This is a genomic window from Lactobacillus sp. CBA3605 (genome assembly GCF_002970915.1).
Taxonomy (GTDB): domain Bacteria; phylum Bacillota; class Bacilli; order Lactobacillales; family Lactobacillaceae; genus Lactiplantibacillus.
Genome location: NZ_CP027190.1, coordinates 1699903 through 1726263, shown reverse-complemented (window position 1 = coordinate 1726263; position 26361 = coordinate 1699903). Strand labels below are relative to the sequence as shown.

Sequence of the window (26361 nt, the reverse complement as noted above, 5' to 3'; positions counted from 1 at the left end):
GTGACAGTAAAGACACCTTGGTCAGCTTGTGCTGACCAAGGTGTCTTTTTAGGTATAAGATTCCAGTTTATCGCTTACTTAAAACTAACGCCTTAATCCCGGAAATAACTAATACGGGCACTGCCGGTAAGAAGATGACCATCAGATAGACCAGCTTGCTTAACCGGGCCGTTCCCATAACTTCATTAAAGAACGGTGACATCGTCACAAACAGCGAACTTAACGCTGAAAAAGCTACCGCTAGCAATAATTTTGGATTGCTGAACGGATTACGGTGAAATAGTGTTTTAGCACTCCGCGCATCAAACACATGCCAGAGTTGCCCAAAAACTAAAGTTAAAAATGCGACCGTTTGAGCTGATTGTACCGCCATTCCGCTAGTTGCTGCCCAAATGAACGCAATAAATACGGTAAGACCCATCACGGTTCCCCGCACCAACACCCGAGGTAACATGCCATTTGCTAAGATGGACTGATGTGTATTTCGCGGTGGCGCCTGCATGATATCTGCTTCGGCAACATCATAGCCCAATGCAAACGATGGTAAAGCATCGCTAACCATATTCACCCATAAAACCATTAATGCAGTTAGCGTCGGCACGTTACTGCCAACCTGACCAATATCGTGTGTAATCAACAATAGTCCGAATAATAAGGACAGGACCTCGGCCACATTGGTGGTTAACTCGTGGCGCATAAAATTCTTGATATTAGTAAAAATGGTTCGGCCAGCCGCGACAGAATGTTCGATGGTCGTGAATTTATCATCTAATAAAATTAAATCAGCCGAATCCTTGGTCACATCCGTACCGTTAATCCCCATCGCAATCCCAATATCAGCTGCTCGTAACGCGGGCGCATCATTCACGCCATCTCCAGTCATGGCAACCACTTCACCATGCCGCTGTAACTGCCGGATAATCCGTTGTTTGTGTTCTGGTGAGACGCGGGCATACACTCGAATTGCCGGCACCTTTTCATATAATTCATCATCCGTTAATTGATCAAGCTGTTGCCCTTCCATAGCAGCCGGACCATCGGCGGTAACAATGCCTAATTTTTCAGCGATAGCTTGCGCTGTTTTAGCATGGTCCCCAGTAATCATGACGACGTTAATCTTTGCTTGGTGTAACGTGGCGACGGATTGCCGAACTTCCTCACGCGGTGGATCAATAATGCCCGCTAATCCCAATAACGTTAACTGTTGCTCCAACTCAGTCATTGATAATTCTAACGCTTCAGCTTTGGTAATCACCCGTTCACCCACTGCCAAGGTACGCAAAGCAGCCGCTGCAAATTCATCAATTTTAGCTGTAAACAACGTATGTGCCGTTGCAATCGGAACTCGTTTACCATTCAATTCAATCGCTTCAGCTTGTTTTAATAACACATCGGGCGCACCTTTAGTAATCACCTTATACGTTTGACCACTTTTAATAACCACACTCATCAACTTACGGGTACTATCGAATGGGAATAGTCGCAGAATATCAAAATCGGCCGTCGCCGTTTGATTTAATAATTCGGCTCGATCTAATCCCGCTTTTAACCCTAAGACAACTAACGCCACATCGGTCGGATTACCAAATGGCACAAAAGCCCCATTCTCATTTTTTGACACATTGGCTTCATTATCTAAAATACTGGCACTAATAAAGGATTGCGCCGCCGTCACTTGTTCTTTCGGCGTAATCTCGCCTAATGGCGCATAGCCACGCCCTTCAACTTCAAAATCAATCCCGTTCGCAAAAAAACGCGTGACCGTCATTTCATTCTTAGTTAACGTTCCTGTTTTATCCGAAGCAATATAAGTCGTTGACCCCAAGGTTTCCACACTTTTAAGCGATTTAATCAGGCCATTACTTTTAGCCAACACAGTCGCACCAATCGTTAATACGATTGATAATACTGCTGGCAACGCATCTGGAATAGCCGCAACCGCTAAAGCAATCGCCGTAGATAATAAGGCGATGAAACTCATAAATGAAAAACTCCCCGTGGTTAACCACGTTTTAAGACTCCCAGCAAGCAACGTAAAAATAACAATGCCGCCAGCAACCAACATCAACTTATGCGTTAACGCATTAATCGTCTTTTCAATTGGCGTCTTTTGATCCGGTGTCGCTTGTAGCAAGTCGGCAATTTTACCAAGTTCCGTTGCCATTCCGGTCGCCACAACCACCGCATAACCGTTCCCATTAGTTACTGTTGAGCCTGAATAACCCATATTTTTACGGTCGCCTAAATCCGTGGTAACCGGCAGTTCGGCAACCGCTTTCATAATTGGTTCTGATTCGCCAGTTAAATGCGCTTCAAGTACTTGCAGTTCTGAAACTTTAATCCAGCGTACATCCGCTTCAATAAAGTCTCCTGTTTTAACACTAATAATGTCGCCCGGAACCAGTTGATTGGCCGCGACTTTATCCCACATATTCTCCCGTAACACCGCCACTTGGTGCTTGTTCATTGCTTTCAGTCCGGCTAATGACTTCCGTGCATTCACTGTCTGCCAGACTGATAAGCCACTATTAATCAAGATTAATATCATAATAGCGGTTGCTTCATAAAATGATGACCGCGCATGTTCACCGTTACCATTCTGAATTAGATCATAACTACCACTTACAACTGATAACAACGCTGCCAACAATAAAATAATAACTAAGGGTTCTTTAAAACTCCGCAACAAGACTAACCAAATTGGGGTTGGCGGGTCAGTTTTCATTTCATTAGTCCCATATTTTACGAGCCGTTGTTGCGCATCAGCCTCGGCTAACCCAGCATGACGACTCGTTTGTAAGTCTTTTAGAACCTTTTCTTTGGTTTGATCATAAAACATCGCGCGCCTCCTTATTTGACTTAGTGACAACTTAAGCTTAACAAATCGGCACGACGAGTACGCCCCAAAACCCTCAATGCGATTAACTAATTGACTGCGCAAAAAGACAAAAGGACGTCTCTATTATAGAAGCAACTTAATTACTGATGATGTCCACATTCTCATCAAATCCCCATTTACACACTAAAAAAACAGTTGGCTTTTATCCCAACTGTCTTAATCTATACTTCTAATCAACACGCCAACTTATCATAATTGGCCCAACTCTTTAGGGTCCGCACCGTTAGCTACTAACCGATCAAATTCCTGCCGGACCGCTGGATCCACGTGATTGGTGTGCGGTAAATAATGGCTTGCTTCCGTTCCCGCCTGCAAAGCAGTCTTGTAATACCACTTTTTCCAGCGTAAAAAGTCTAAGGTTTGTTGCATCCGGGCCATTTTTTCTTCCAACTCGGTCTCGTGCTGGTCTAAATAGTCATACCGGCTTTGCAGCGTGACATCACCAGCCATACAAAGTGCAATGAACGCTGCAATTTGTTTTACCGGTACCTCCGCTTCCTTTAAGCACATGATTACTTCTAAATAATTAAAATCATTATCTTTAAATCGCCGGCGCCCCGCAGCATTCCGCTCAACAAAGGGTAATAGTCCGGCTTTATCATAATAACGTAAGGTGTACGGACTAATCGCTAACTTTTTGGCAACTTCGCCGATTGAATAGGTCATCTCTAAAACTTCCTTTTTTAATTTTACTTGACTTAGAGTTAACTCTAAATTATATACTACAATCAATCAAGTTATTAATTTGGAGGCTACTTATGAAAACACAAAAACCATTAGTCGTTATTACCGGTGCTAGCTCCGGCTTTGGCGCTGAAGACGCAAAACTATTTAATGCTGCAGGCTACCCCTTACTTTTACTAGGTCGGCGGCTTGAAAAAATCAAGGCCCTTCCCTTAAACTTCGATAACGTGCTCACGGCAGCCGTTGATGTGACCGACTATGCTGCTTTAGAACAAGCCATTCAATCAGCCGAAGCCCAATACGGCGCTACTGATTTATTAATTAACAATGCCGGCGTGATGTTACTGGGTAACGTGCAGCGACAAGACCCGAAAGAATGGCAAACGATGCTCGACACCAATGTCATGGGCGTTTTGAATGGCACCAAAATCGTGCTCCCAGCGATGGTTGCACGCCAACATGGGACCATCATTAATATGTCTTCAATTGCTGGATTTAAATCCTTCATCAACCATGCGGCTTACGTCGCTAGTAAATTTGGCGTCCATGGCTTATCCGAAACGATTCGCCAAGAAGTCGCCAATGATAATGTGCGTATCTCACTAGTCGCGCCGGGTGCCGGCGAAACTGAACTATTGACCCATGTGACAGACCAACAAGCCTTAACCGATTATGAAGCTTGGAAAGCCACCATGGGCGGCACTACTTTGGATGCGAAAGACGTTGCCACAACGGTCAAATTCATCTATGACATGCCTCAAAATGTTAATATTCGTGAAATTGATTTGGCAGCCACCCGTCAAGATAACTAATCAGTCATTTAGCACTAATTTCAAAAAACGGCAGCGACAACTCATCCAACTAGGATAAGTCATCGCTGCCGTTTATATTAATTTTAAGGAGGGTTAGACCTCACTAGGCGTATCTAACGCCAATTGTAACAATGGTTGACCAAAGTTTACTTCATCACCATTTTTAGCTAATAACGCCTTCACTTGTCCAGCTTGCTGAGCCACAACCGGTCGCATCATCTGCATTGCCTGAATCAGACCCACTTGTTGGCCCACACTAACATGATCGCCAATCTTAACATATGGGGCTTCATCCGCCGAATGTGCTTGATAATAAATGCCCACAACTGGCGCCGTCACACATTCTTTGGGGTCGATCTCATCAGCTGTCTGTTCCGGATGTGGTGCTAACCGTGTCCCAACTGGAGTGGGCGTCGCTGTTGAGGTCACCGGCGTATTCATGATTGGCGCTGGCGTCACGGGTGCTGGCTCAGTGACAGGGGCGCTAGGCAATGGGACCGGTTGGCCGGCCACCGTTGCTTTACGATGCCCCTTTTTGCCCATTTGAATCTCAAATTCTTGGTCACGATATTCAAAATCAGTTAAACTACTTTGCTCAAACTTATCCATCAGTTGATAAACTTTATCTAAATCCATCAAACAACCCTCCAATAGTTTGCAGTTACCATATATTGTTCAGTGTATCGCAGGATTGTGGTGGAAATATGAATGCTTCTTTAAGAATTTATCAATTATCTAGTCAGTGCAGTAGTTACACACGGCAACACTTTGAAGCGAAATAATGGTGCCGGTGATTTCCCCGCCTTAACGTAAGCCAACACGGCATCGACATGATCTAGTTGTAACAACCGATTATCCAGTTGCCATAAATTTCGTTGATAATAGTCACGACAATATTGCACTAAATGAGTTAACAGATTGCCGACGGCTTCATTAACTGTATTACCACGACCATCAACACCCCAAAAATCAGCAGATTCTACCCAATAACGACTTTCTGATAATTCCCGATAGCGGTCAGTTTCATGAACTAAGACTAAACGTGGTACCATTGCCAGGGCCTCCTCTTAAATGCTGGTTACCTTTAATGTCATTAAAGATAGCACGTTCACGTGTCCCCGACAATCCACTGAAGCTATTCCGTTTCAAAGTAAGCTGGTAGCAACCACTAGCCTAAGTTTTTGAGGAATTTTACGCCTCAAATTAAGAATCTAAAGGCGGCTTTTGCGCCAAAAAATACCCATGGTGTTGCGTGTCTCGTTTTAAATCAGCCATTGTGAATTGATGATAATAAGCGCGATACTGTTGATCTGCTACCGTAAACAAATCAGTCAATGACTCACTTAAATTAGCCGCAATGGGCGAAGCTTCAACCTCATCATCGGTCCGAGAATGGCCCGTAATAAAGCGCGCATAACTCAGAGTAGGTGGAATCGTTAAATCATATAAATCGCCTAAATTCATCGCAGCTAAAGGCTTTTCTAGTTGATAACCACCATATTTGCCGACCGTTCCCAGTAGATAGCCTGCCTTATGTAACACGGACAAAATATTGCGAATCATTACTGGATTCAAATGTAAGGATTGTGCCAATTCACGACTAGATACCTTATCTGCCCGATGCTCATCTAAGTACAGTAGGCTGTGGACTGCCACCGAAAAATCAAGCTTCATCAATATCCCTCCCAGAACCAACTCGTTTAACCTCATTTTACCACCGACTGTAATGATTATCATTTCAATTAATATTGACGTTACGTTACAATAGGCGATAGGAGGCTTTTTTATGACAACTGAACTTAGCGCGGCGACCTTTAAGCTGACTGCGACGGCCGCTTTGTCACCCGCACAACAACAATTGGAACACGCTTTATTGACTTTTATTACCACGCATTTGTCGCAACCGACCACTGGCCTATTCGTCATTCATGGCGATGCCGGTACTGGCAAAAGTGCCGTGCTAGCTGCCGCCTTTAGTCGTCTACAAGCCTTAAGTCGCAGTGCGACGCCAAACGCCTTACAAGGCACTGACAATTATTTAGTTGTCAATCACAACGAAATGTTGAAAATTTATAAACGGTTAGCCGGTTCAGCGCCCAATTTACGAAAAAAAGATTTCCAAAAACCGACGCCCCTAATTAATCAATTAACCAAAACTGACCGCCTAGCCGATGTGGTCTTTATTGATGAAGCACACCTCTTACTCACGCAACCCGACCGTTATAATCGCTTTAACGGTCAAAATCAATTAGCGGAACTTATCAATCACAGCCGCGTGGTCGTCTTAGTCTTTGACGCGCATCAAGTCTTAAAGTTAAAGAGTTACTGGCAAGCAGCGGATTTACAACCTTTCTTGGCCCAATATCCGCACGAAACATTCAATTTAGATGAGCAATTCCGAGTTACCGGGAATGCACAGGTAATCAATTGGATCGACCAGTTTACCCAAGGTCACTTATTACCGCAACCTGTTGATGCTAACTTTGATTTTCGGATTTTTGCGGATGGGCAACCCATGTATGACTTGATTCGCCAACGTGATCGTCAAGTACACTTGGCTCGACTCATTGCGACTGCGGACTTTCCCTATGTGGTAAATCACGGCACTTGGTATGTCACTGCCGGCCACCTCAAACTCCCATGGGATAAAGTTAATCTGACCGATGATCCGTGGGCCCTGCGACCAGAAACCTTAAACGAAGTTGGCTCAATTTATACAATTCAAGGATTCGACCTCAACTATGCTGGCGTTATTTTAGGGCCATCAGTCGGCTATGACGCGGCAACAGATCGCATCATTATTCATCTGAACCGCTATGAAGATCAAGAAGCCTTTAAAAATCGGTCGGATTTAGGTGAATTGGCGGCTTTAAAAACTCAGATAGTCTTTAATTCTATTAACGTTTTAATGAAACGTGGACGCTATGGACTCTACATAACCGCAGTCGATCCAGCATTACGGCAGCGCTTATCAGAATTATCAGCATCACAATCTTAAGGAGGTTTTTTTATGAAAGTTTCCATTCCAACCGAAAACGGCGTCCTCGCCGCAGAATATAGTAAGCAAGCCGCCCCTGACCAACAATATAAGGGCCATCCCATTATGTCATTTCCAATTGAAATCACCGCCGTCCCTGCCGAGACCCAAACTCTTGCATTCGCTTTTTATGATCATGATGCGATTCCAGTCGGCGGCTTTACGTGGATTCATTGGATTGCGGCCAACTTACCCGCCGAGACAACAACGATTCCAGCCAATGCTAGTCAAACGGGAGTTGTGCCAATGGTTCAAGGCAACAACTCGACAGCCGGAAAGTATACAGGAGAGACTGACTTAAAAGTCACGCAACATTACGTGGGCCCTTATCCGCCCAACAAAGACCACGAGTATACTTTCACGCTCTATGCGCTGGACACAACATTACCTTTAAAACCAGGTTATTGGTTAAACAACTTTTATAAAGTCAGCGCCGGTCATATTCTAGCTACTGCTGAAACCACGGTAATTGGAAAAAAATAACGCCTCAACAACTTGGATGAAAAAATAAGCACTGCAAGAATTCAAAAAATTCTTGCAGTGCTTATTTAGCATCCGGTCATCAAGGCTACCGAAACGGGCCCCAAAAGTTAATTTGTTACACTTAAGCTAAACAAACTAAACCGAATGCAATTAATGCGGGTAACCCTTGAATAATCATAATACTTTTGCTAACTTTAACGCTCCCGTAAATAGCTGCTACGACGACACACGCCAAGAAAAACAACGTTACGCCAGTACTAGCCACCGCCGGGACGACAAACAAACTAAAAAGAATGCCGACCGCTAAAAAACCATTGTACAGCCCTTGATTCTTAAATAGAAGTTGCACGGTTGGCTGCGCTAACTGCGCACGTGGTATGCCAAACGCTTGTGCCGTCATCTCGCTATCTGCATTAAACATCTCTAACCACAAAATGAAAAAATGTTCTAAAGCAACTAGTACCGCCATCACCATTGCTACAATTGCCATGTTTAACCCCACCTTTTATGACCCATTTAATACCCTAAGTTTAACAAACTAACGACCAAAGCTAAAGCTATTACAACACCAACAATTTTTCGAATTTTCTTTAATATAGTTTAAGAATAGCCATCTTCTCTGTTGCATTGTTTAAATCCTCGGTAGCTAACCTGAAAGCCCTGATTAGTTGTGCTATAATCGAAAACAATTGGTTAAATTCAATAATTTTTTTATATCATTAACTTAGGAGGTTATCAGTATAATATGCATTTAAGTAAACGTGACTTACGTGATTATCTGGCGGGATTTGCATTAGTTCTACTGATGGTCGCAGCAGCAACTTGGCTCAACGATTATGAAGTGATTTTACCAGAAATCGCAGCGCTAACGACCGGTATGTGGATTTATCATAACCAGAATTGGCTACGCCAACCGTATAAGATTTTCTTAGCACCGTCCGGGACGGCCATCATTGGCTTTTTCGTCAATCAATTGACGTTAACCTATCCCGCAAAGGTCTTATTAGCGCTTGCGCTGATGCTGCTATTATTAAGTGTTTTGCAATCAACCTTAGCACCAGCTTTCGCTACCGGGCTGCTCCCAATCATTGTTAATGCCACCCATTGGTCCTTTATTGTTGCCATTTTCTTATTCACATTCATCCTGATGGTGGGCGTCCTATTACGTGGCTTACATAAAGGACTTGGCAACGGTTTGGGTGCTAGCTACCAGACTATTTTTATTTTCATAGGCGCTGTTATCGTTTGGACGGGCGCCGTTTGGTTAGTCGGGCAACCACAAATGGCCGCGATACCACCCGTATTAGTCGTCTTTTTCGAGGTCCTGCAACAACCCACTTACAGTGGTAAAATGGCCAGCAAACAAATCATCACATTAGCTGGCGCCGCAACAATTGGCGTTTTAGTTCATTTACTTTTCTCAGCTTGGTTAGTCACGACTCTGATTAGCCTGCCATTAGTCTTCGGACTACTCCAGTTACTGCACTTAAAATTACCAGCCGCCTACGCTTTTCCGTTATTGGGACTCGTTTTACCAACCAACATGTTCCGGACGCTGCCATTAACCGCTTTATTAGCTGCCACCTTCTTTTTAGGCTTTAGTTTTAGCTACAAGAAATTTATGGCGGTAAACAAACCGATTATTGACCCATCTAAAAACAAAGTGAACCGCTAAGATCGGCCTATTGGTCCAATCTTAGCAGTTCACTTTATTTTCATTTCATCACAGTAGTACCATTAAAAACACCCACATGTGTAGCCAAAACCTGTTTGACCCATGCTGATTAATTACATTCCTGGCATCCAAACATCTTCTGGTTTAACGCCTTGTTCTTCAGCGAATGCCTGCCGTAACGTTTCCATATCCATTAGGTGATACGTCTTAGGATGATCAGGATCATACGATTCAATCTGGGCCATCATGCCACCATCTTCATGTTCAATAATATGGCAATGATACATGTAGACACCAGTCAAATCAAACTTGACTTTAATCCGAACCGTCTCGCCAGGATTAACACCAACGGTATCTTTTAAGCCATGTTCGTTAGGATAAACCGGGCCATCGTTACGGGCCAAAACCGTGAATTGGGTCCCGTGTACATGGAACGGATGGACCATCCCGTTTTTGGTGCTATTCGTATTTGTAATTTCCCAAATGACAACATCGTTGACCTTTTGGCGCGCATCAATGCGTTCCATATCAAATTTTTTGCCATCCATCGCAACTTCTTCGTCCATCCCATCCATCGTAATTTTCCGAACAGGTACTCCGGGGGTTGGCGCTTCATCGGGAATATCTACCAAGTGGTCTGGTAACGTCGTGTTATCAGGGACAAAAGACTTAATCCGGAAATGACATAACGGGGTCTCATCAGACATCAGCGTCACTTCATCACCAGGTTGATATTGGCCGAAATCAATCACGATTTCATCACGTTCGGCACAAGTAATCATGAGTTTTGACAGATAGACTGGCGCTGGCATAATGCCACCATCCGAGCCCACTTGTGCAAATGTCAACCCATCATCAAAATGCAATCGCCATTCACGCCGGTTAGATCCGTTCAAGATTCGTAGGCGGACCCGTTGTGTCGTGACATCAAAATAAGGATTGATGGTCCCGTTAATTAATGCGGTATGCCCTTGCACACCATCGGGATCATAATCAGTCCGATAATCGAACTGGTTATCCGCATGAAATTCACGGTCTTGTAGAACTAACGGAATATCATCAACCCCATAGTTTCGAGGCAATGGTAATTGTGCTTCTACATCATCTTGAATAATCACCATCGCTGCTAAGCCTTTCCAGACTTGGGTCGCCGTTGATGGACAAGGATGCGCATGGAGCCACGTGGTTGCAGCTGGTTGCATGACTTTAAAATCAATATGATTCGTTTTTCCGGGATACACTGGCGCATGACAGCCACCATCCGTAATTGGTCCGGGCACATTTAACCCATGCCAATGAAAGGTCGTTAATTCTGGTAAAGCATTCTTCAAATCAATATGCGTTTGTTTTCCTTTATGGAAAACGATTGTTTGCCCCAAGAATCCCGCATTATAACCCCAAGTTTTCGTTTTTTTACCTGGTAAAAATTGAGTTTCACTAGTTTCAGCTTTAACCGTGTAATAGTCATCCGTCGCCGTTTGTTTATCCGGTTGCAACAGCGGTGGAATCGCCAACGGTTGTGGCGCTAATTGTGGTGTAACTAGCGGAATGTAGCCACCATCGTGTGTATTATAAGCTGGTTCATCAAAAAAATAATCAGTATAGACTTTTTTTGCCATTTCGACATCCCCTTAAAATTCTAAACAATAATTACCATTGAATCACGTCCTAGTGTCAGCGCTTACCAACACATTAGCTCTAGTTTAGAATTATTTTAAAGGAGTGTCAATCAATATCAAGGTTTAATATTTTAAACTTATCAACCCTAAAATGCCCCGATTAAAATCTTAATTGGGGCATCAAAAGTGAACACCGGTTAAATCAAAACCAGTGAGGTGCGGCGTTACCTTTATTGAATTGATAGCTATACTGGTCATGCAATTTAAAAACTATTTAGTTGACGCTTCGCCAACCGGTAACTGATAACGCTTTTTGACCGCCACAATATCGGCCTGACTAATATGATTGTAACGATTGTCGGCTAACATCACACTATAGGCATCACGACTATGTTGTAAGCCAATCACATGCCCAAGTTCATGCTCAGCCACATGAATTTGATCCGCAGTGGTGTAATGATAAGTCGCTAAATTTCGCGTTAACAGCAGGACTTGCGCCTTAGTAAAGTAATGATCAGCTTGCTCATACGTTAACGTTAGTCCAGCTAACAGATGATAGCGTCCGGTCGTCGCTGTACTAGTCCCCAAAGTCACCTGATGATGTGCCGCAGAACCCGGCACGAATCGAAATTGACCGGTTGCATTCCAAGCCTTAATCGCCGTAGTATAGATTTGCCGGTAATGTGTGGATCCGGTCAGCACGTATGTGACCCGCGGTTTTGGCCAGCGACTAACACCAAACGGAGTGGTTGCTGCCTGGGCAACGGGACTCATACTTAATATCATGATTACTGTCAACGCCATTAACTCGAGTTTATTTCGAATGCTTTGCATTGCTGTTACCCCTTTCACCATAATCAAGGTAGCCATCAATACAGTTATAGTGTAAAACCAACCACTGAAGATACCCATTCTACGGCTCAATATCAGCTCAAATTTGACTTTTAAACAACGGGTACCAGTTAATTAAGCAAGCAATCTAAATCCCGATCACAATCCCGTGGTATGATAGGCTTATCCCAACAATTTTTGGAAGTGAAACTAATGACAATTAAACAACTCATTGCACAAACTGCATTAACCCACATTCAACCGGGGATGGTTGTCGGCTTTGGTGGTGGGTCAACGGTTGCTGAACTCGTTAATGAAGCCGCTAACTTAGTTAATGATATTCAGGTCGTGACACCCTCGCCAACGACCCAACAATTAGCCACCGTTTTAGGTTACACTGTGATTAACCCACAGTATTGCGATCGCATTGATATTGCCTTTGATGGTTGTGACCAGCTTGACCACCACGGTTCAGCTTTAAAAAGTGGTGGCGGCATTCATACAAATGAAAAAATCATCGCTAACTTAGCTGATGAATACTGGCTATTAACTATGCAATCACGGGTAGTCGACCATTTCGATTCCCAAATCCCATTGGTACTAGAAGTTTTGCCCCGCGCTTTAGCCTTAGTCATGCGATCAGTAGCGGCCCGCGGTGGTCAAGCGACCGTTCGGACTGCAACCAATCGTGATGGCCTCACGCTTACAGATAATGGTAATTTAATTATCGATTGTCAATTTCCTAGCTATGCACATTTATCCGAACTCAACCAACACCTCCGACTGATTGCCGGTGTGGTTGAAACATCTTACTTTGACCACCTTGTGACTAACGCCATCTTAGGTAACGAAGTGACTGGAACCGTACAGACATTGTTTTAGCTCGTGCGCAAAAAAACTAGATAAGCTAAAAAAGCTAGTGCATGCTGGCCAGATTCATCATCCCCAGTCGCACTAGCTTTTTTGTTGTATCCGGTTAACTCATCGTTCACTACGCTACTATAATCTTTTTTACAGGACCACCACGTGCTTACCGCTGTATTGACCAGATTCTAGATTTGCTTGGGCTTGGCCAACTTCTGCTAAGCCATGATAGACTTTGGCAATCGGTACAACCACTGTGCCCCGTTCAATTTCAGCCAAAATATCATTAAATACCTTCGCTGGTAGATCTTTAGCCTCACCGGCATAGCTCGTAAGGAAGATTCCCGTTGGAATCATAAATGGTGAAAAATCATCTAACGTCCATTTACCCGACAAAGCACCGGTAAAACAGAGCTTACCGCCCGCTTTCAAAAAATTAATATCTTGCAGTAAGGTTGTTGTACCAACCAACTCTAATACCTTATCCACACCATCCGGCGCAATTTGCTGCATGTTTTTTTCAAAATCTTGATCATCTAATAATGGATAAGTTGCGCCATATTTTTTTAGACTGGTTAAACTTTCCGCATGCCGTGACGTCGAAATGACCGTTGCACCAAAATGCTGCGCAAGACTAGCCGCCATCAACCCGACCGTTGATGATCCACCTCGAATTAACAAGGTCTCATTTTTTTGCAAATTCAAGCCGCGACTGAGTGACCCATAAGCCGTCTGCAACATCTCAGGTAAAGCACCGATCGTGCCCCAGTCTAGGCTCGTCGTTATCGGGATAACATTTTCTTCTTTGACTAACGTATAGTCTGCATAGGACCCATCAATGGCTCTTCCCAGTCCACCCATCATCGTTGCGACCTTTTGACCGATTTCAAATGAACTGTTTTCGCCAACCTCTGCAACAACGCCGACGCCTTCAATCCCTAATATTCTTGGATAAGAAAAATCCGCTGAAGATTCACCTTTACGACTAGTTACTTCTGATTCATTCACCCCGAACGCCTTAACCTTAATCAAAACATAACCAGCTTTAATAACTGGTCGTGCAACCCATTCAGGGACTAGATCTTTGGTATCAACGGGTTGACTAATTTTAATTGCTTGCATTTTACTTGCCATTTTTGTACTCCTATCGTTTATTTTATATTTTTAAACAATCGTTTTTTTCTGACCGAAATCCATATCCATTGGTCGAATAAATGACCAAGTTGACTGGATAACTTTCCAACCGCTGGCCTCTTTTTGGTAAACTTCAACACAATTGTACCGCATATCATTTAACGATGTTTTTGCAAACAATTGATAAGTTAAAACTGCCATATCCACACCAGCCTGTACGCGTGGGGACAAGAAATCATAGCTATCGGCAAATAATTTCCCTTCAACGTTAGCTAATACCGCTGCTTTGACGTCTTGATAGGTATCAATCCGCTTTTCAACAACGCCATCGAAGTAAGAAAAGTTAGTCTGTGACCAGATAGCTAGGTACCCAGCTGTATCCCCTTTAAACCACTTATCTAAGGCCCCTTTTTCTAATGCAATAAGCTATTTTGTTAGAACTTCATTTGTTTGTTCAGTCATTGATATACTCCTTAATGTTAGTTAGTTATAGTTAATTATCCTGTAACCACATGTTATAATTAATTATATGCTGTAACGTAACGTGACAGTCAACGAAGGAGGCTTACCCATGTTAAAAATAAGTGAAATGGCTAAATTAGCTCATACAACCCGGCGGACCTTAATCTTTTACGATCAAGAAGCCCTCTTTACGCCAAACTATAAAACTGCCGCTGGTTATCGTTACTATGACTATGATCAGTTATATGATTTACTATTCATCCTAGGCTTACGGAACTTGAGTATCTCCTTAGAAGAAATCAAAAAAATTAAGGATCAATCAACCGATGTTGCCATTTCGCAACTGCTAGGCACCCAAAGTAAAATCGATGAAAAAATCAATGAACTTGTTAGAATAAAAAAGGTCATTAATAAAAGGCTTGAAAATCAGGCCGTCATTGCGGACACGTCATTCTATCAACCTGCAATTAAAGACCGACCCCCAAAAAAATTCTGGTGTTCGCGCCAATCAGTCGGTTGTACTGAAGAAGAGGTCGCCCAATTATTCTCTGAGTTCTATAATCAGTTGGATTCGCTAGCTGTTATGGATACTAATAAATCAGGCTTTTTAACTAACTTGACAGTTGATCAGCCCGCCGACTACGACACGGCTTCATTTCGGATAATCAGAGAAGTTATTACTGACGCTGCCAACGCCCCACTGCCGACTATCGAGAAAGATGCCGGCAAGTATGCTTGTGTGTTAGTTGAAAATAATTCTGCTGGTATTCATCACGGCTTAACGAATCTGAAAACGTTTTGCCAAGCAAATGGCCTAGTAACCGAAAAATTTTTATGGCAAATAAACGCCAGTAGTACCTTTGTTAAAACTGGCTCCTCCAAGTATGGTTGGCTTGAATTTGCCATCCTTAATGCCTAGTGAAATCAGCTTTAAATGGCGCTTTGCTGTCAGATACCAAATAATCGCTTCAAGAATTTGTGCCTTCTTGAAGCGATTATTTTTGTCCAATTCACTTTAGGTTGTCAAAGATTTTACCGAAACCGCTGATGCCGGTCTAGCAACCGGGCTAATTGTCCTTGGAATTCACCTTGATGCTTTTGAATATCGGTTAATTCTGAACTGATTGGCACCGTGTAATCCGCAACCTCACCGTGTTCACCTTGATCCAAGCCCAATTTTTCTTCGGCCACATCGACCCGCATTTTGATCAAACGTTTCAAAATAACAATAATCACCACACACATCACTGTGGTGAAACCAATCGTGGCTACGGTCGCCAGCACCTGTAACCCGAATAGCTGCCAACCGCCACCATAAAACAACCCATTTAACGCAATACTGGCATTCACTTGTTTCGTGGCGAATAGGCCAGTCAAGATACTACCCACTATCCCAGAAACACCATGACAACCAAAGGCATCTAGCGCATCATCGATTCCTAAATGTGGTTTCACTAACGTAATGAAGGTATAACTCGTCAGCGTCGCAATTAAGCCAATCCAAAAGGCCCCACTAACGGTCACATAACCACAGGCCGGGGTAATACCAACTAGTCCACACAAGGTCCCCGTACAGACCCCGACTAAAGTCGGCTTTCCCTTAGTCGTCATTTCAATGACCATCCAAGTCATCATTGACGTCGCAGTTGCAACTGTAGTTGTTAGGAAGGCCTGGATGGCAATCCCATTAATCGCCAATGCTGAACCAGCATTAAATCCATACCAGCCTATCCAGAGAATTGAAGTTCCTAATAAGACCCATAAAATATTATAATGTTGTGTCTCACCTTTGCCATAATTATAACGTGGCCCTAGGAACGCTGACAAGATTAGTGCAGTAATCCCGGCATTAATATGAACAACCGTCCCACCGGCAAAATCAATCACCCCAAGTTTGGCAAATAACCCATTGTCCCAGACCATGTGGACCATTGGATAATAGATTAAGATGGACCAACAAGCAATGAACGCTAACAAGAATTTAAACCGAATCCGGCCAACGACTGCCCCGACAAACAATGCCGGTGTGATAATGGCAAACATCATTTGAAAAATTAAATATAAGCCGTTGGGGATTTTAGTCGGCGTTAGCGCTTGTAGATTAACCCCATGTAACCAGACCGCCTTTAAATTACCAACAACCCCCCCAAAATCACCAGAGAATGAGAGCGAATACCCTAATAATAACCATAGTAGGATTGCGAGTCCGCAAATCATAAAAACGGATAACATCGTATTAACAACGTTCCGTTTAGAGACTAAGCCACCGTAAAAGAAGGCTAAGCCCGGTGTCATGAACAATACCAATATACTAGATAGAACTAAGAACGTTGAATTTGCAGCATTCATAATCATAACTCCAATCCATACCATTTGATGTGAGAAATTATAACATTAATTATTAGAATTGCCCATTATTTTTTAATAATTCGGGTTATTTTGCTTTTTTTATTCAGATTATTAACCGATTAAGGCTGTTGTTTGTTATATCTTATAACATATCTATTTTGGGTTAATTATCTTAATCCAAGCATGGTAACTTATCGGCACAGCTTAGTACCGTACTTAATATTATAATGACCTCATCAAGAAACCGTTTTCGACAATTGACAGGCGCTGACGCCCGCTGTAAGCTAGGCCTCGTTATATTAAAAATAAATTAGATTGCTAATTTTAATCTTATTAACAAAAAACAGGAGGATGATGTTTATGCGTAAATATGCCATTATCGGGGTGGGCCACGTCGGCGCCACCATTGCTTATACTTTAGTTTGTAAAGGAATTGCTGATGAATTAATTTTAATCGACACCAATCAAGCTAAGGCCCGCGCTGAACAATTAGATTTGCAAGATGCGCAAGCTCGATTAGATAGTCGTACCATTATCAAAATCAACGACTACAGCGAATTAACCGATACTGATATTTTATTCATTACTAGTGGTAATATTCACGCTCTAGATCATGCTTCCGGCAATCGCTGGGCAGAATTCGAATACACCAAACAGATTGTCCAGTCAATTGCACCTAAGGTTAAGGCCACCGGTTTTAATGGCGTGGCAATCGATACGATGAATCCTTGTGATGCGATCACCCACTACTTCCAGCGGGCCACCGGACTTTCGCGCCAACAAGTCTTTGGCACCGGAACCTTTTTGGATACGGCCCGGATGCAAAAAGTGGTTGCCGAAACTTTTGACTGCGATCCTAAAAACATTAGCGGTTACGTTTATGGCGAACACGGCGAATCTCAGTTCACCGCTTGGTCGACGGTCCAAGTTAACGGCATTCCCATTACTGACCTCGTTAAATCCCATCATTTGGACTTAGATGCACTAGAAGCAGAAGCTCGGCATGGCGGTTGGGCCGTTCACTCTGGTAAAGGGTATACCAGCTTTGCCATTGCAACTTGTGCCGTTAAGTTAAGTGAAGCCGTTTTTGCTAATGCCCGATTAGCTTGTCCGGTTTCTGCCTACAGCGAAAAATACGGGACTTACGTTGGTCAACCCGCTATTATTGGCAAAGACGGGATTGAATCAGTCACGACGTTAGCCTTGACTGCCCCAGAACAACATAAATTTCAAAATTCAGCTAACACCATTATTGATAAGTTCCACGCCTTCGATGATGTCTTACCCGATAACTTAGTCGCCGCAGCTCGTAAGCAGGCCTAACTAATCTGGCGCCCCAAGCTCATCTTTCACACCCACTAATTAGTAATAACTTGTCAAAAATAGGCTATTAATGGTAAAATTTTACTTAGCAGAACGTTCAATACGTCAACTAATTTATGGTGGGATGATGGGATGCAACAACGACTAACTAATCAACGACGAGTGCTGATTATCGTCGTTTTAACAATTATTAGCATTGGCAGTGCGTTACTCGGTAAATGGGGCTGCACGCTGAGTGCCATTTTGATCGGTATCGCTCTTGCAACGCTAACTAGTAGTTGCCTACACTTTTTTAAGCGGTTGGGACTCAACCAGACCAGTGGCATGCTCTTTTCCCTAGTCATCGCTACCGGGTATGTCCTAGCAATTTTAGGCAGTTATGGCTACTTCCGTGGTTAACTTAAAAACAATTAAAAGTTGCGTTGAAATTTCCAATCAGAAATTTCAACGCAACTTTTTTAGCGTCATTGGTAACCGGACTAAAAATCCCGGTTACCAATCGAAACGTGCTATGATGGAATGATAACAATCAAAGGGGGTTAGACTAGATGAGTTCAATCATGACAGAGTTACAATTGGCCGAACAACAGGCCCATCTCATCAATCTATATCAAGCCGACAGTGAAGTCGTTTATACCGGCTATATTGATAGTCTGGCACCCGACGGCGTCATCTTAAACACCTACGACGATGCCGGTCTCCAAGATGGGGCCGTCTTTATGCGCTATCGAATTATTGATGAAGTCGAAACGATGAGTGAGGATTTAGATAATATGGCCTTTCGCATTGAGAATGCTGGTGTTGAAGGCCTCAGTACAGTCCCTCAAGTGACGACGCCTTTTAATGCGCACCACGCGGAATTGCCACAAATTCTAGCAGATGCCTTAACGACCAATCAAATCATCTTGCTCGTTCAAACAGACAACGATAATTACTTAGAGGGCCAAGTACAGACGTTGGCCGAACAACAATTTAGCTTTCAAACCTTTGATAAATTTAATTATCAAAAGCAACCAGCGCAAACGATCGATTATGACCAAGTTGAAATTATCGAATTTCGCGGCAATGAACTTTTGCTTGAGAGTGCCTTTGTCAAAACCGACTATCATCACGTCAACACCTTAAAAGTGACGGGCGACTTAGCCATCAACGACACCCTCGACCATGCCCAAGCGGACCATCAAATCATTGCGATTCAATCAGCGGATGGCTCCGACATGTTCTTCGTGGGCTTTATCAATACCTTGAATGCTGACAGTGTTTTAATCAATCTCGTTGATATGACGGGGCAATTCGGTGGTTACACCTTATGTCGGCGGTCATTAATCGAGTCAGTGACCGTTCAATCTGATTACTTACAAACCATGCTAGGCTTCATTGAATTGAATCAACAATACGAACTAAACGTGCAACCCGTTTTAAATGATGAACGGCTATTTGACGCCACTACCGATTTATTCGAAACGCTGCTACGACAGGCCGGAAATTTTAATAACCTCTTGCATCTCACAACCGATAATCCAGGCTTACCCGATATGACCGGTTATCCAGGTACATTGACCAATGGCCATTTTATTTTTTATAACATTGATGAAGATAACCAGGTTAATCGTATTGGCACCTTGATTGAATTGGATCAAGTCGTTGAGTTGTCATTTGGATACATGGATGCTTATTTATTAGAAAAACGTTTGAAAAATACCGGTAATTTATAATAGCAATTGGCGCTTGGAGCTTAAACTCCAGGCGCCTTTTTCATTACTGAAACGAGTTAACTGGGGCGTGAGTTGACCCTTACTTTTCCAGTAGTCCCGGATTATATTGAACAGCACTATTTAATTTGTGACGATTGAAAACATAAATAATTAATACTAATGGAACAATCGTTAACATAATTGGATAGAGTAATTTTAACGGTAAAAAGGCTGGGATAGCACCACCTAAAATTGGTCCTAAAGCCATGCCGATATCAATCCCTAAAAAGTACGTTGAATTCGCAAGCCCTTGTTCTGTTATCGGTGCCAATAAAAGTGCCGTTGACTCACAGATTGAGACCATTATCCCAAAGCCTACCGCCATCATGCCAGCTGCGAGAATCATTTCTACATTGTTTTTCATTATCGTCAAAAGGATAATATACGCAATTGTGGCTAACAAACAGATGTAAAACCAGATACCGAATGCAATTTTGTCAAAATAATCTTTCAAAATAATTCTGATGGCAAACAAAATAACGGAATAGGCCACAAAGAATAATCCAACGGTCACGTTTAGCTTAAGTGTCTCAACATACATGACAATGTCAGCTAGCGTGGTGAAATACGGAATTGACAATAGTGAAATAATGATTGCCGCTGGTAGCGCATCTCGTTGCACAACTTTAAAGTGCTGCACTGTCATGATTGACGCTTGGGGCTTAGCTTGGTTACCGATAAATTGAATAACAATTATCATCGCCACCGCACTTATCGCTGCTAGAATTAAAATAAATCGATAACCCAGATGCTGGTATAAACTAATGGCGATAGCAGGTGCAATTGCCATCGCAACAGCGTTTAATAACCCATAATACCCCATCGCTTTGCCAACATGTTGCCGTGGTACTAAAAATGCTAGCCACGTCGCCAAACAAACTGTACAAAGGACAAAGCCAACACCATTAATCATCCGCGCAAACAATAATTCGGTCGCATTAGTTGACCAAAGATAACCCAAATCACTAATTGCACACAAAACACCACCAATAAATGCTAGTTGGTATTTTGAGACCCGATCCGTCAAGTTACCTGCAAATGGTCTTAATAGCATTGAAGTAATGCTCATAACACCGACAATGATCCCCGTTAAAGCACTATTAACGCCCAAATTACGAGCATATCCGTTAATTAACGGATTAATAGCTTGAATACTAAATTGGTAAAAAAATGTTGCTATCATGATACCTATCATATCTCTTGAGAAAAAAGAAACTCGTTGCGCCAATTTTTTTGCCCCTTACTCACGTGTATTTTAATCGACCGTACAAACTAAGTTAGCCTTCGTCCAATTAAAAAAAGACAATTCAATTAAGAATTCTCTTTCTTTACTGGCTTAAGTATTAAGACCATTCAAGCCGCTATGGCCGTGTGATGCCTTTAAACAAGGCCAATACTTCCTTAGCGTGATCTACGCCAACATAAGGCCGTTGACCAATATCTTTGATGATCACCTGGTCCGCTTTAGCAGCCGGCCATAAGTTGTCATGCTGATTAGTCGCAAAGTTAAGCAAGGCTTCCGCGGTAAAGTGGTCCCGTGCAAGCTGTTCCTCACTACCATTCGGCGCTGCTTGCCCCACGATGCCATACATATCTGTACCATGATATGCCGGTGAGCCTTCCACTGGACCAACACTGAGTTGATAGGCACGACCCCCTGCCGCAGCATGATCATGCACTTCTCGCAATGCTGGCAAAGTGAAATTATAATCGGTATAAAATTGCGCTCTAACTTCGACCGGTTTATCCTTTCCGGCACCACAATGAGCCGCAATTAGCTCTGCTTGTTGCCGGGGAATGTGACACCCATAAACCATTTCATCAATCACGGCGTTAATTGTCTTAGGATCAATATTATCTGCCCGATTGGCAACATACCAACTTGCTTCAGCAGTTGTCGACGTCATCAGTAAATCAATCGCTTTGTGTTCGCCGGATCTAATCACATCTGCTGGATGAGCTTTTAAAATACCGTTAGGTAAGAACTCATCATCAACTATCCCGATTGAATTTGTATTTAAATTAGCACGGTCTAAAATATCGGTTGGCAATAATTTGTTAACCGTCTTAAATAGGCAGTCATTATCAACCGTTAATAGTTGATCCACCGAAGTGAACTGTAACTCTTTCAAGACTTTGTCAGCGAGTTCTTCTGCCCACCATGCAGGAATGTAACGTGCCGCATAGCCAGAAAAGGCAGCCAATTTATGATATAACCCATCAGCTTCAGGAACAGCTAGTAGCGTCATCAACATAAAGGACCCTGCACTATGACCGGTTAAGGTCACTTGGCTAGGATCGCCACCAAATTGGCTGATATTTTGTTGAATCCATTTCAAAGCCAAAACTAAATCTTGTAACCCTAAATTACTGGCATCCTTAAACTTACCGCCATATTGGGATAATTCAAGCCACCCCAGCGGTCCTAAACGGTAGTTAACGGAAACGCCAATCACTTTACCACTTGCGACCAAGCCAGATAAATCAGACGTATCTTGCGAGTTAGCCCCATACGTCCACCCACCACCATGGATATAGACCACGACGGGTAATTTCTCTTGTTGTTCAGTTGGTGCCCAGATATTAAGATTCAAGCAGTCTTCACTTTCACCTTTATCCGAAGTTAGAAATTTCGGTTCAGTAAATTGGACTGCCGCAGGACCAGTTTTAGTATGATCCTCAGCGGTATCAAATTGGACCATTTCTGCTTTTTGAAAGCGTTCTGCTTTACCATAGCGTACACCCAACCATTCTTGAACATTGGGAAATTTTTGATTGACTTTTGACATTTAAATTGCCTCCTAAACTTTACACACCTTACTGTGCTTATCTCTTAATACATCCTAAAGTATCACCTAACGTTACAGTCAAGTAAAACATTATTGTTAGCTGATTCAATCAACTCATTATGCTTAGCAAAAGCGACTTTGACAAAAGAAAACAATCGCTTCAAGAATTTTGTGAATTCTTAAAACGATTGTTTTCTTTGATCATCAAGGCTACCGAAACGTGACCTAAAATTTAGCTTGCATACATCACTTTATGACAAGCGTTTTTCAACGTGGTACTTACGGGCAACGGGTGCCTGCTTGTCCGTCGAAATGAGATCATCTGCATAAAAAACTGAATAGCCATGATCCTCTTCCAGTGGTTTTGCAATCAACAAACCGCGTTTACGGCCATGTTGGGCATTATAGATATCCGCACTCCGTAACGCTTCGTTATAATCGTGTGATTCAGAAATTGCATCGCCTGGATTAAATAAGACATTTTCATCCATTTCAGATCACCCCTTTCGATTGATACCTTAATTATACACGCTGCTACGCTAAAGCAAAATTTTAAAGATTGATATCGACATTATAGGTTAACTTCGATAAAGTTAAGCCCTTCGTAATCAAACGACCAATTAACGCCTCAGCCTTATCCCGCATATCCGCAACCATCACTTTGTCTTGGGCAGTCAAGAACGCCGTTAAGTCAGCACCAGTCAACTTAGCTGCTTTAGCATCCGTAGCCGCAACAAAGCGTCCTAAGTCCATCCGGCATTCTTTCAAGTAATCAATATCCTCTTGAACGAAGTCCGCATAATGTGATTCTACAATCATTGAGACTGTCCGGTATAACCAATAAGCACTCTTACGGTCATAAGTTAATGGGGTGTTTGCAAAGCTAGGATCAGTTTCCGAAACGTTCGCATGGAATGGTAAGAACGGCGCAAAAGCAGGGGTCCCAAAGGTCATCCACATGATAGCACTTTGTTCAACTGGCACATCATTTCTGATTTGCATCACATGCGCATTTTGCGTCCGGTTCATTGAAATCGGCCGAAACTTCTTAGCGTCCGGTGAATCAGTGAAAGGATCATATTGCGTTTCATTGTAATGTGACCCTAAGACATATTCTACATCCGCCACTGAAATCAACTTAGCTGCATGGCAAATAAATGGTAATTCGCTTGATTGCGGATCTTGTTCGATTTCTGGATTGAAGACATGTTGCCCATACCAGACCCGCGGTGTATTGTAATGGCGATCTTTTTCATTATCAGTCCCAAAGATATGCCGGAAATTAAAACCAGTTCTGTCAGGGTTCAAATGATGTTCCGTTACAAATTCTTGAATGCCATCAGACCACATAAAGTTATCTGAATCATTAAAATCAACCCATTGAATAGCAACTTGGTTCGCTGCAACTGCATAGGCGTCGTCTGGAATCCGTTGTGCAACCCAATGATGGCCGGTGACGATTTCCATATACCAAACATCATCTTTATCATTGAACAACACGCCGTTACCTTCTGGTGAGCCATATTTAGCGATCAATTTGCCTAAATATTGCACGCCTTCTTTAGCGGAATCAATAAAAGGCGTTACCATCGTTGGTAAAGAGTCTTCAGCCAACCCATTTTTAACAAATGGATCAAACGTCAAAGTATGTTCGTTACCATAAACACTTTCAGTTGATGAAACACCGACATTCTTTTCGTTAAAGCCGTTTTCTTCAAAGACCCCTTTTTCAGCAACTTCGATATTAGGGACGCCTTGATAACGATAGCCATCAGCGGGTAATGGCGCCGTAAAACCGTTCTTACCAGAGGTTAACGTTTCTTTACGACCGTGGACTGCGGGGTGCACAATGAATTTTTGTGGCGTGATGGGCATAAAAGTATCATCATTCCGGGCAATCATCGTTGAACCATCCACACTGGCCTTTTTTCCGACTAAAATGGTTGTACAAGCTTGTTCGTTCATGCAAACACTCTCCTATTATTTATAATTGTAAAGCCGTCTATCAATCTTAATTTTACACGCTCTCCTAAAAAATACCACTATCTTGGAAACGTTATCAATGAATTCTTACGCAATTCTAATTGCGACGGTGCCCCAATCAGCCATAATTTTAATGATTTGTTGATATTTAATGAATTATTCTTAAAATTGAAAAATCATCGCCACACTTTCTTCATAATTCGTTGGTATAGTTTACTCATAGCAATTAAGGAAGTTACTTCCAAAATTACTACTATAACAATTAACATTCTTTTCATTTACTCCTCCAAAGTAATGAAATCTGTCAGAGCGGATAGCTTTGACAACCCCAGTGAGCGGCATGTGAACGTCCCCCCGCTTATATGAATAAACGTTCACTGGGTACTCACCACGCGACTCCCCATTGCGTGGTGACCTACTCCTTTTGACCTTCGTATTCCCGTACGAAGGTTTTTTTGCGTCCACTGGCAATCGCCTACCTATCAATTCCCCTCTAAACAGCCTATAATTAGGCTATTACAACAAAAAGGTGGGAAGGGTTATGCAAGAAGGATACTTAGATCAACGCTTAATCGGCCAGCGATTTCAGCTAAAAGCAACGGATTTGACTGACGGAATAACGTTTTACGGCATCTTTTACCATATCCACGCGGCAACACCGTTACAAGTTGGCGACTTAGTTGAAATTACTCAAGTAAGTGCACACGGCTTAACTGTAACGGTCGTTACGCCACAATCATAGGGGGAATAAGTATCATGATGGCATTAATTATTGGTATCATTATCGTTTTATTACTTATTATTATCTTAGCAGCGGCAATTCGGATTATCACTCAGCCTAATCAAGGCGTTGTTTTAACATTCGGGAAGTTCGAACGCGTCATTGGTTCCGGTTTTCACTTCATCAAACCATTCATCTCACGAGTCATTACCGTAACAACAGCCCAAACACCTGTTGACTTGAATCAACAAGTCGTGATTACCAAGGACAATGCAGAAATTTCAGTGAAGATTTCTTTGAAATATCACGTCACTAATATCGAAGACTTTGTTTTTAAAAATGAAGATTCCGTTCGAAGTATGATTCAAGATACCCGGGCCGCTTTGCGTGGTATTATCGGGAATAAAGAATTAAACGAGGTCTTAAATGGCACCCAAGAAATCAACGCCGCCCTCTTTAAGGAGATCTCGTCCGTCACAGCCGGTTACGGGTTGAACGTCGACCGGGTCAATATTGATTCGGTGAACCCTTCCGCTGACATTCAAGCTTCCATGAACAAGTTATTGCAGGCCACCCGGGAACGGGACGCTACCATTGCAACCGCCGAAGGAAAAAGCCGCTCCATCACCTTGGAAAACGAAGCCAATAACCAAGCCCTATTAGCGACGAACAAGGCCCAAAATGAGGCTTTAGTTAATAGCGCCACGGCGAAAGCGACTGCTATCCAAACAGAAGCGGATGCCGATGCTTATCGGACGCGGATTTTAAATACCGCATTGAGTAATTCCTCAGAAAATTACTTCATCTTCCAAAATACGGAAGCCGTCAAAGCTTTGGCTAACGGCGATTCCAATACCGTGGTCTTGCCAAACCAAACTTTAGATAGCTTGGGTTTAATTCCAGCCTTAACTAAACTGGGGAAAACCACTAAAAATTAAATTT

At 42.7% G+C, this 26361-nt stretch carries 26 protein-coding genes; 11 read left to right on the top strand and 15 right to left on the bottom strand.

Features of this window, described 5'->3' with window-relative positions:
* Positions 1-67 precede the first annotated feature (67 nt).
* Positions 68-2839, bottom strand: coding sequence for a cation-translocating P-type ATPase (locus C5Z25_RS08275; protein ID WP_105452211.1), 2772 nt, complete (start codon positions 2837-2839; stop codon positions 68-70).
* 249 nt (positions 2840-3088) lie between these two features.
* Positions 3089-3565, bottom strand: a complete 477-nt coding sequence (locus C5Z25_RS08270; RefSeq protein WP_105452210.1) for a MerR family transcriptional regulator — start codon at positions 3563-3565, stop codon at positions 3089-3091.
* Positions 3566-3657: 92 nt separating this feature from the next.
* Here C5Z25_RS08270 and C5Z25_RS08265 point away from each other — a divergent pair, with 92 nt between their 5' ends.
* Positions 3658-4395: an SDR family oxidoreductase gene (locus C5Z25_RS08265; protein WP_105452209.1), complete on the top strand. Its 738-nt coding sequence runs from the start codon at positions 3658-3660 to the stop codon at positions 4393-4395.
* Positions 4396-4488: 93 nt separating this feature from the next.
* On the opposite strand, the gene C5Z25_RS08260 is transcribed toward C5Z25_RS08265, so the two are convergent.
* From C5Z25_RS08260 to C5Z25_RS08250, 3 genes are all read right to left on the bottom strand, one after another.
* The gene (locus tag C5Z25_RS08260) at positions 4489-5031 is read right to left on the bottom strand and encodes an acetyl-CoA carboxylase biotin carboxyl carrier protein (RefSeq protein WP_105452208.1); all 543 of its coding nucleotides are present in this window, start codon (positions 5029-5031) and stop codon (positions 4489-4491) included.
* Positions 5032-5126: 95 nt separating this feature from the next.
* Positions 5127-5447, bottom strand: a complete 321-nt coding sequence (locus C5Z25_RS08255) for a hypothetical protein (RefSeq protein ID WP_105452207.1) — start codon at positions 5445-5447, stop codon at positions 5127-5129.
* 151 nt (positions 5448-5598) lie between these two features.
* Positions 5599-6069 carry an RrF2 family transcriptional regulator gene (locus C5Z25_RS08250; protein ID WP_105452206.1) on the bottom strand — a complete coding sequence of 157 codons (471 nt, stop codon included), beginning with the start codon at positions 6067-6069 and terminating at the stop codon, positions 5599-5601.
* 112 nt (positions 6070-6181) lie between these two features.
* On the opposite strand from C5Z25_RS08250, the gene C5Z25_RS08245 reads away from it, so the two are divergent.
* A complete protein-coding gene (locus C5Z25_RS08245; protein WP_105452205.1) occupies positions 6182-7393 on the top strand; it encodes a DUF2075 domain-containing protein in 1212 nt (403 codons plus the stop codon).
* Between the two features lie 12 nt (positions 7394-7405).
* On the top strand, positions 7406-7915 hold the full coding sequence (locus tag C5Z25_RS08240; protein WP_105452204.1) for a YbhB/YbcL family Raf kinase inhibitor-like protein: 510 nt from the start codon (positions 7406-7408) through the stop codon (positions 7913-7915).
* 121 nt (positions 7916-8036) lie between these two features.
* On the opposite strand, the gene C5Z25_RS08235 is transcribed toward C5Z25_RS08240, so the two are convergent.
* Positions 8037-8405 (bottom strand): DUF1304 domain-containing protein, encoded by a 369-nt coding sequence (locus C5Z25_RS08235; RefSeq protein ID WP_105452203.1) that lies wholly within the window; start codon positions 8403-8405, stop codon positions 8037-8039.
* A gap of 255 nt (positions 8406-8660) precedes the next feature.
* Here C5Z25_RS08235 and C5Z25_RS08230 point away from each other — a divergent pair, with 255 nt between their 5' ends.
* A complete protein-coding gene (locus C5Z25_RS08230; protein ID WP_105452202.1) occupies positions 8661-9590 on the top strand; it encodes a hypothetical protein in 930 nt (309 codons plus the stop codon).
* 113 nt (positions 9591-9703) lie between these two features.
* Here the strand turns inward: C5Z25_RS08230 and C5Z25_RS08225 are convergent, their stop codons facing one another.
* Positions 9704-11209, bottom strand: coding sequence for a multicopper oxidase family protein (locus C5Z25_RS08225; RefSeq protein WP_105452201.1), 1506 nt, complete (start codon positions 11207-11209; stop codon positions 9704-9706).
* 270 nt (positions 11210-11479) lie between these two features.
* On the bottom strand, positions 11480-12043 hold the full coding sequence (locus tag C5Z25_RS08220; protein WP_234002729.1) for a matrixin family metalloprotease: 564 nt from the start codon (positions 12041-12043) through the stop codon (positions 11480-11482).
* 210 nt (positions 12044-12253) lie between these two features.
* Between C5Z25_RS08220 and rpiA the strand changes: the two genes are divergently transcribed.
* Entirely contained in the window at positions 12254-12922 is a 669-nt protein-coding gene (rpiA, locus tag C5Z25_RS08215) for a ribose 5-phosphate isomerase A (protein ID WP_105452199.1), read from the top strand.
* Positions 12923-13051: 129 nt separating this feature from the next.
* On the opposite strand, the gene C5Z25_RS08210 is transcribed toward rpiA, so the two are convergent.
* Positions 13052-14038, bottom strand: a complete 987-nt coding sequence (locus C5Z25_RS08210; protein WP_234002728.1) for a zinc-binding dehydrogenase — start codon at positions 14036-14038, stop codon at positions 13052-13054.
* A gap of 30 nt (positions 14039-14068) precedes the next feature.
* Positions 14069-14398 (bottom strand): nuclear transport factor 2 family protein, encoded by a 330-nt coding sequence (locus C5Z25_RS08205; RefSeq protein WP_234002801.1) that lies wholly within the window; start codon positions 14396-14398, stop codon positions 14069-14071.
* A 211-nt stretch (positions 14399-14609) separates the two neighbouring features.
* Between C5Z25_RS08205 and C5Z25_RS08200 the strand changes: the two genes are divergently transcribed.
* Positions 14610-15419, top strand: a complete 810-nt coding sequence (locus tag C5Z25_RS08200; RefSeq protein WP_105452198.1) for a MerR family transcriptional regulator — start codon at positions 14610-14612, stop codon at positions 15417-15419.
* A gap of 113 nt (positions 15420-15532) precedes the next feature.
* Here C5Z25_RS08200 and C5Z25_RS08195 read toward each other — a convergent pair whose 3' ends face one another.
* Positions 15533-16849 (bottom strand): ammonium transporter, encoded by a 1317-nt coding sequence (locus C5Z25_RS08195; RefSeq protein ID WP_105452197.1) that lies wholly within the window; start codon positions 16847-16849, stop codon positions 15533-15535.
* A 360-nt stretch (positions 16850-17209) separates the two neighbouring features.
* On the opposite strand from C5Z25_RS08195, the gene C5Z25_RS08190 reads away from it, so the two are divergent.
* The 3 genes from C5Z25_RS08190 to C5Z25_RS08180 all read left to right on the top strand — a co-directional run bounded on the left by C5Z25_RS08190 (position 17210) and on the right by C5Z25_RS08180 (position 19887).
* Positions 17210-18172 (top strand): L-lactate dehydrogenase, encoded by a 963-nt coding sequence (locus tag C5Z25_RS08190; protein WP_105452196.1) that lies wholly within the window; start codon positions 17210-17212, stop codon positions 18170-18172.
* Positions 18173-18304: 132 nt separating this feature from the next.
* On the top strand, positions 18305-18571 hold the full coding sequence (locus tag C5Z25_RS08185; RefSeq protein ID WP_105452195.1) for a hypothetical protein: 267 nt from the start codon (positions 18305-18307) through the stop codon (positions 18569-18571).
* Between the two features lie 149 nt (positions 18572-18720).
* On the top strand, positions 18721-19887 hold the full coding sequence (locus C5Z25_RS08180; RefSeq protein WP_105452194.1) for a hypothetical protein: 1167 nt from the start codon (positions 18721-18723) through the stop codon (positions 19885-19887).
* A gap of 79 nt (positions 19888-19966) precedes the next feature.
* Here the strand turns inward: C5Z25_RS08180 and C5Z25_RS08175 are convergent, their stop codons facing one another.
* The 4 genes from C5Z25_RS08175 to C5Z25_RS08160 form a co-directional block, all read right to left on the bottom strand.
* A complete protein-coding gene (locus C5Z25_RS08175; RefSeq protein ID WP_105452193.1) occupies positions 19967-21154 on the bottom strand; it encodes an MFS transporter in 1188 nt (395 codons plus the stop codon).
* A 133-nt stretch (positions 21155-21287) separates the two neighbouring features.
* A complete protein-coding gene (locus C5Z25_RS08170) occupies positions 21288-22715 on the bottom strand; it encodes a carboxylesterase family protein (protein ID WP_105452192.1) in 1428 nt (475 codons plus the stop codon).
* A 251-nt stretch (positions 22716-22966) separates the two neighbouring features.
* On the bottom strand, positions 22967-23206 hold the full coding sequence (locus C5Z25_RS08165; RefSeq protein ID WP_105449711.1) for a hypothetical protein: 240 nt from the start codon (positions 23204-23206) through the stop codon (positions 22967-22969).
* A 61-nt stretch (positions 23207-23267) separates the two neighbouring features.
* On the bottom strand, positions 23268-24680 hold the full coding sequence (locus C5Z25_RS08160; RefSeq protein ID WP_105452191.1) for a C69 family dipeptidase: 1413 nt from the start codon (positions 24678-24680) through the stop codon (positions 23268-23270).
* Positions 24681-25239: 559 nt separating this feature from the next.
* Here C5Z25_RS08160 and C5Z25_RS08155 point away from each other — a divergent pair.
* Positions 25240-25440 (top strand): hypothetical protein, encoded by a 201-nt coding sequence (locus tag C5Z25_RS08155; RefSeq protein WP_105452190.1) that lies wholly within the window; start codon positions 25240-25242, stop codon positions 25438-25440.
* Between the two features lie 14 nt (positions 25441-25454).
* The gene (locus C5Z25_RS08150; RefSeq protein ID WP_105452189.1) at positions 25455-26357 is read left to right on the top strand and encodes an SPFH domain-containing protein; all 903 of its coding nucleotides are present in this window, start codon (positions 25455-25457) and stop codon (positions 26355-26357) included.
* Positions 26358-26361 lie beyond the last annotated feature (4 nt).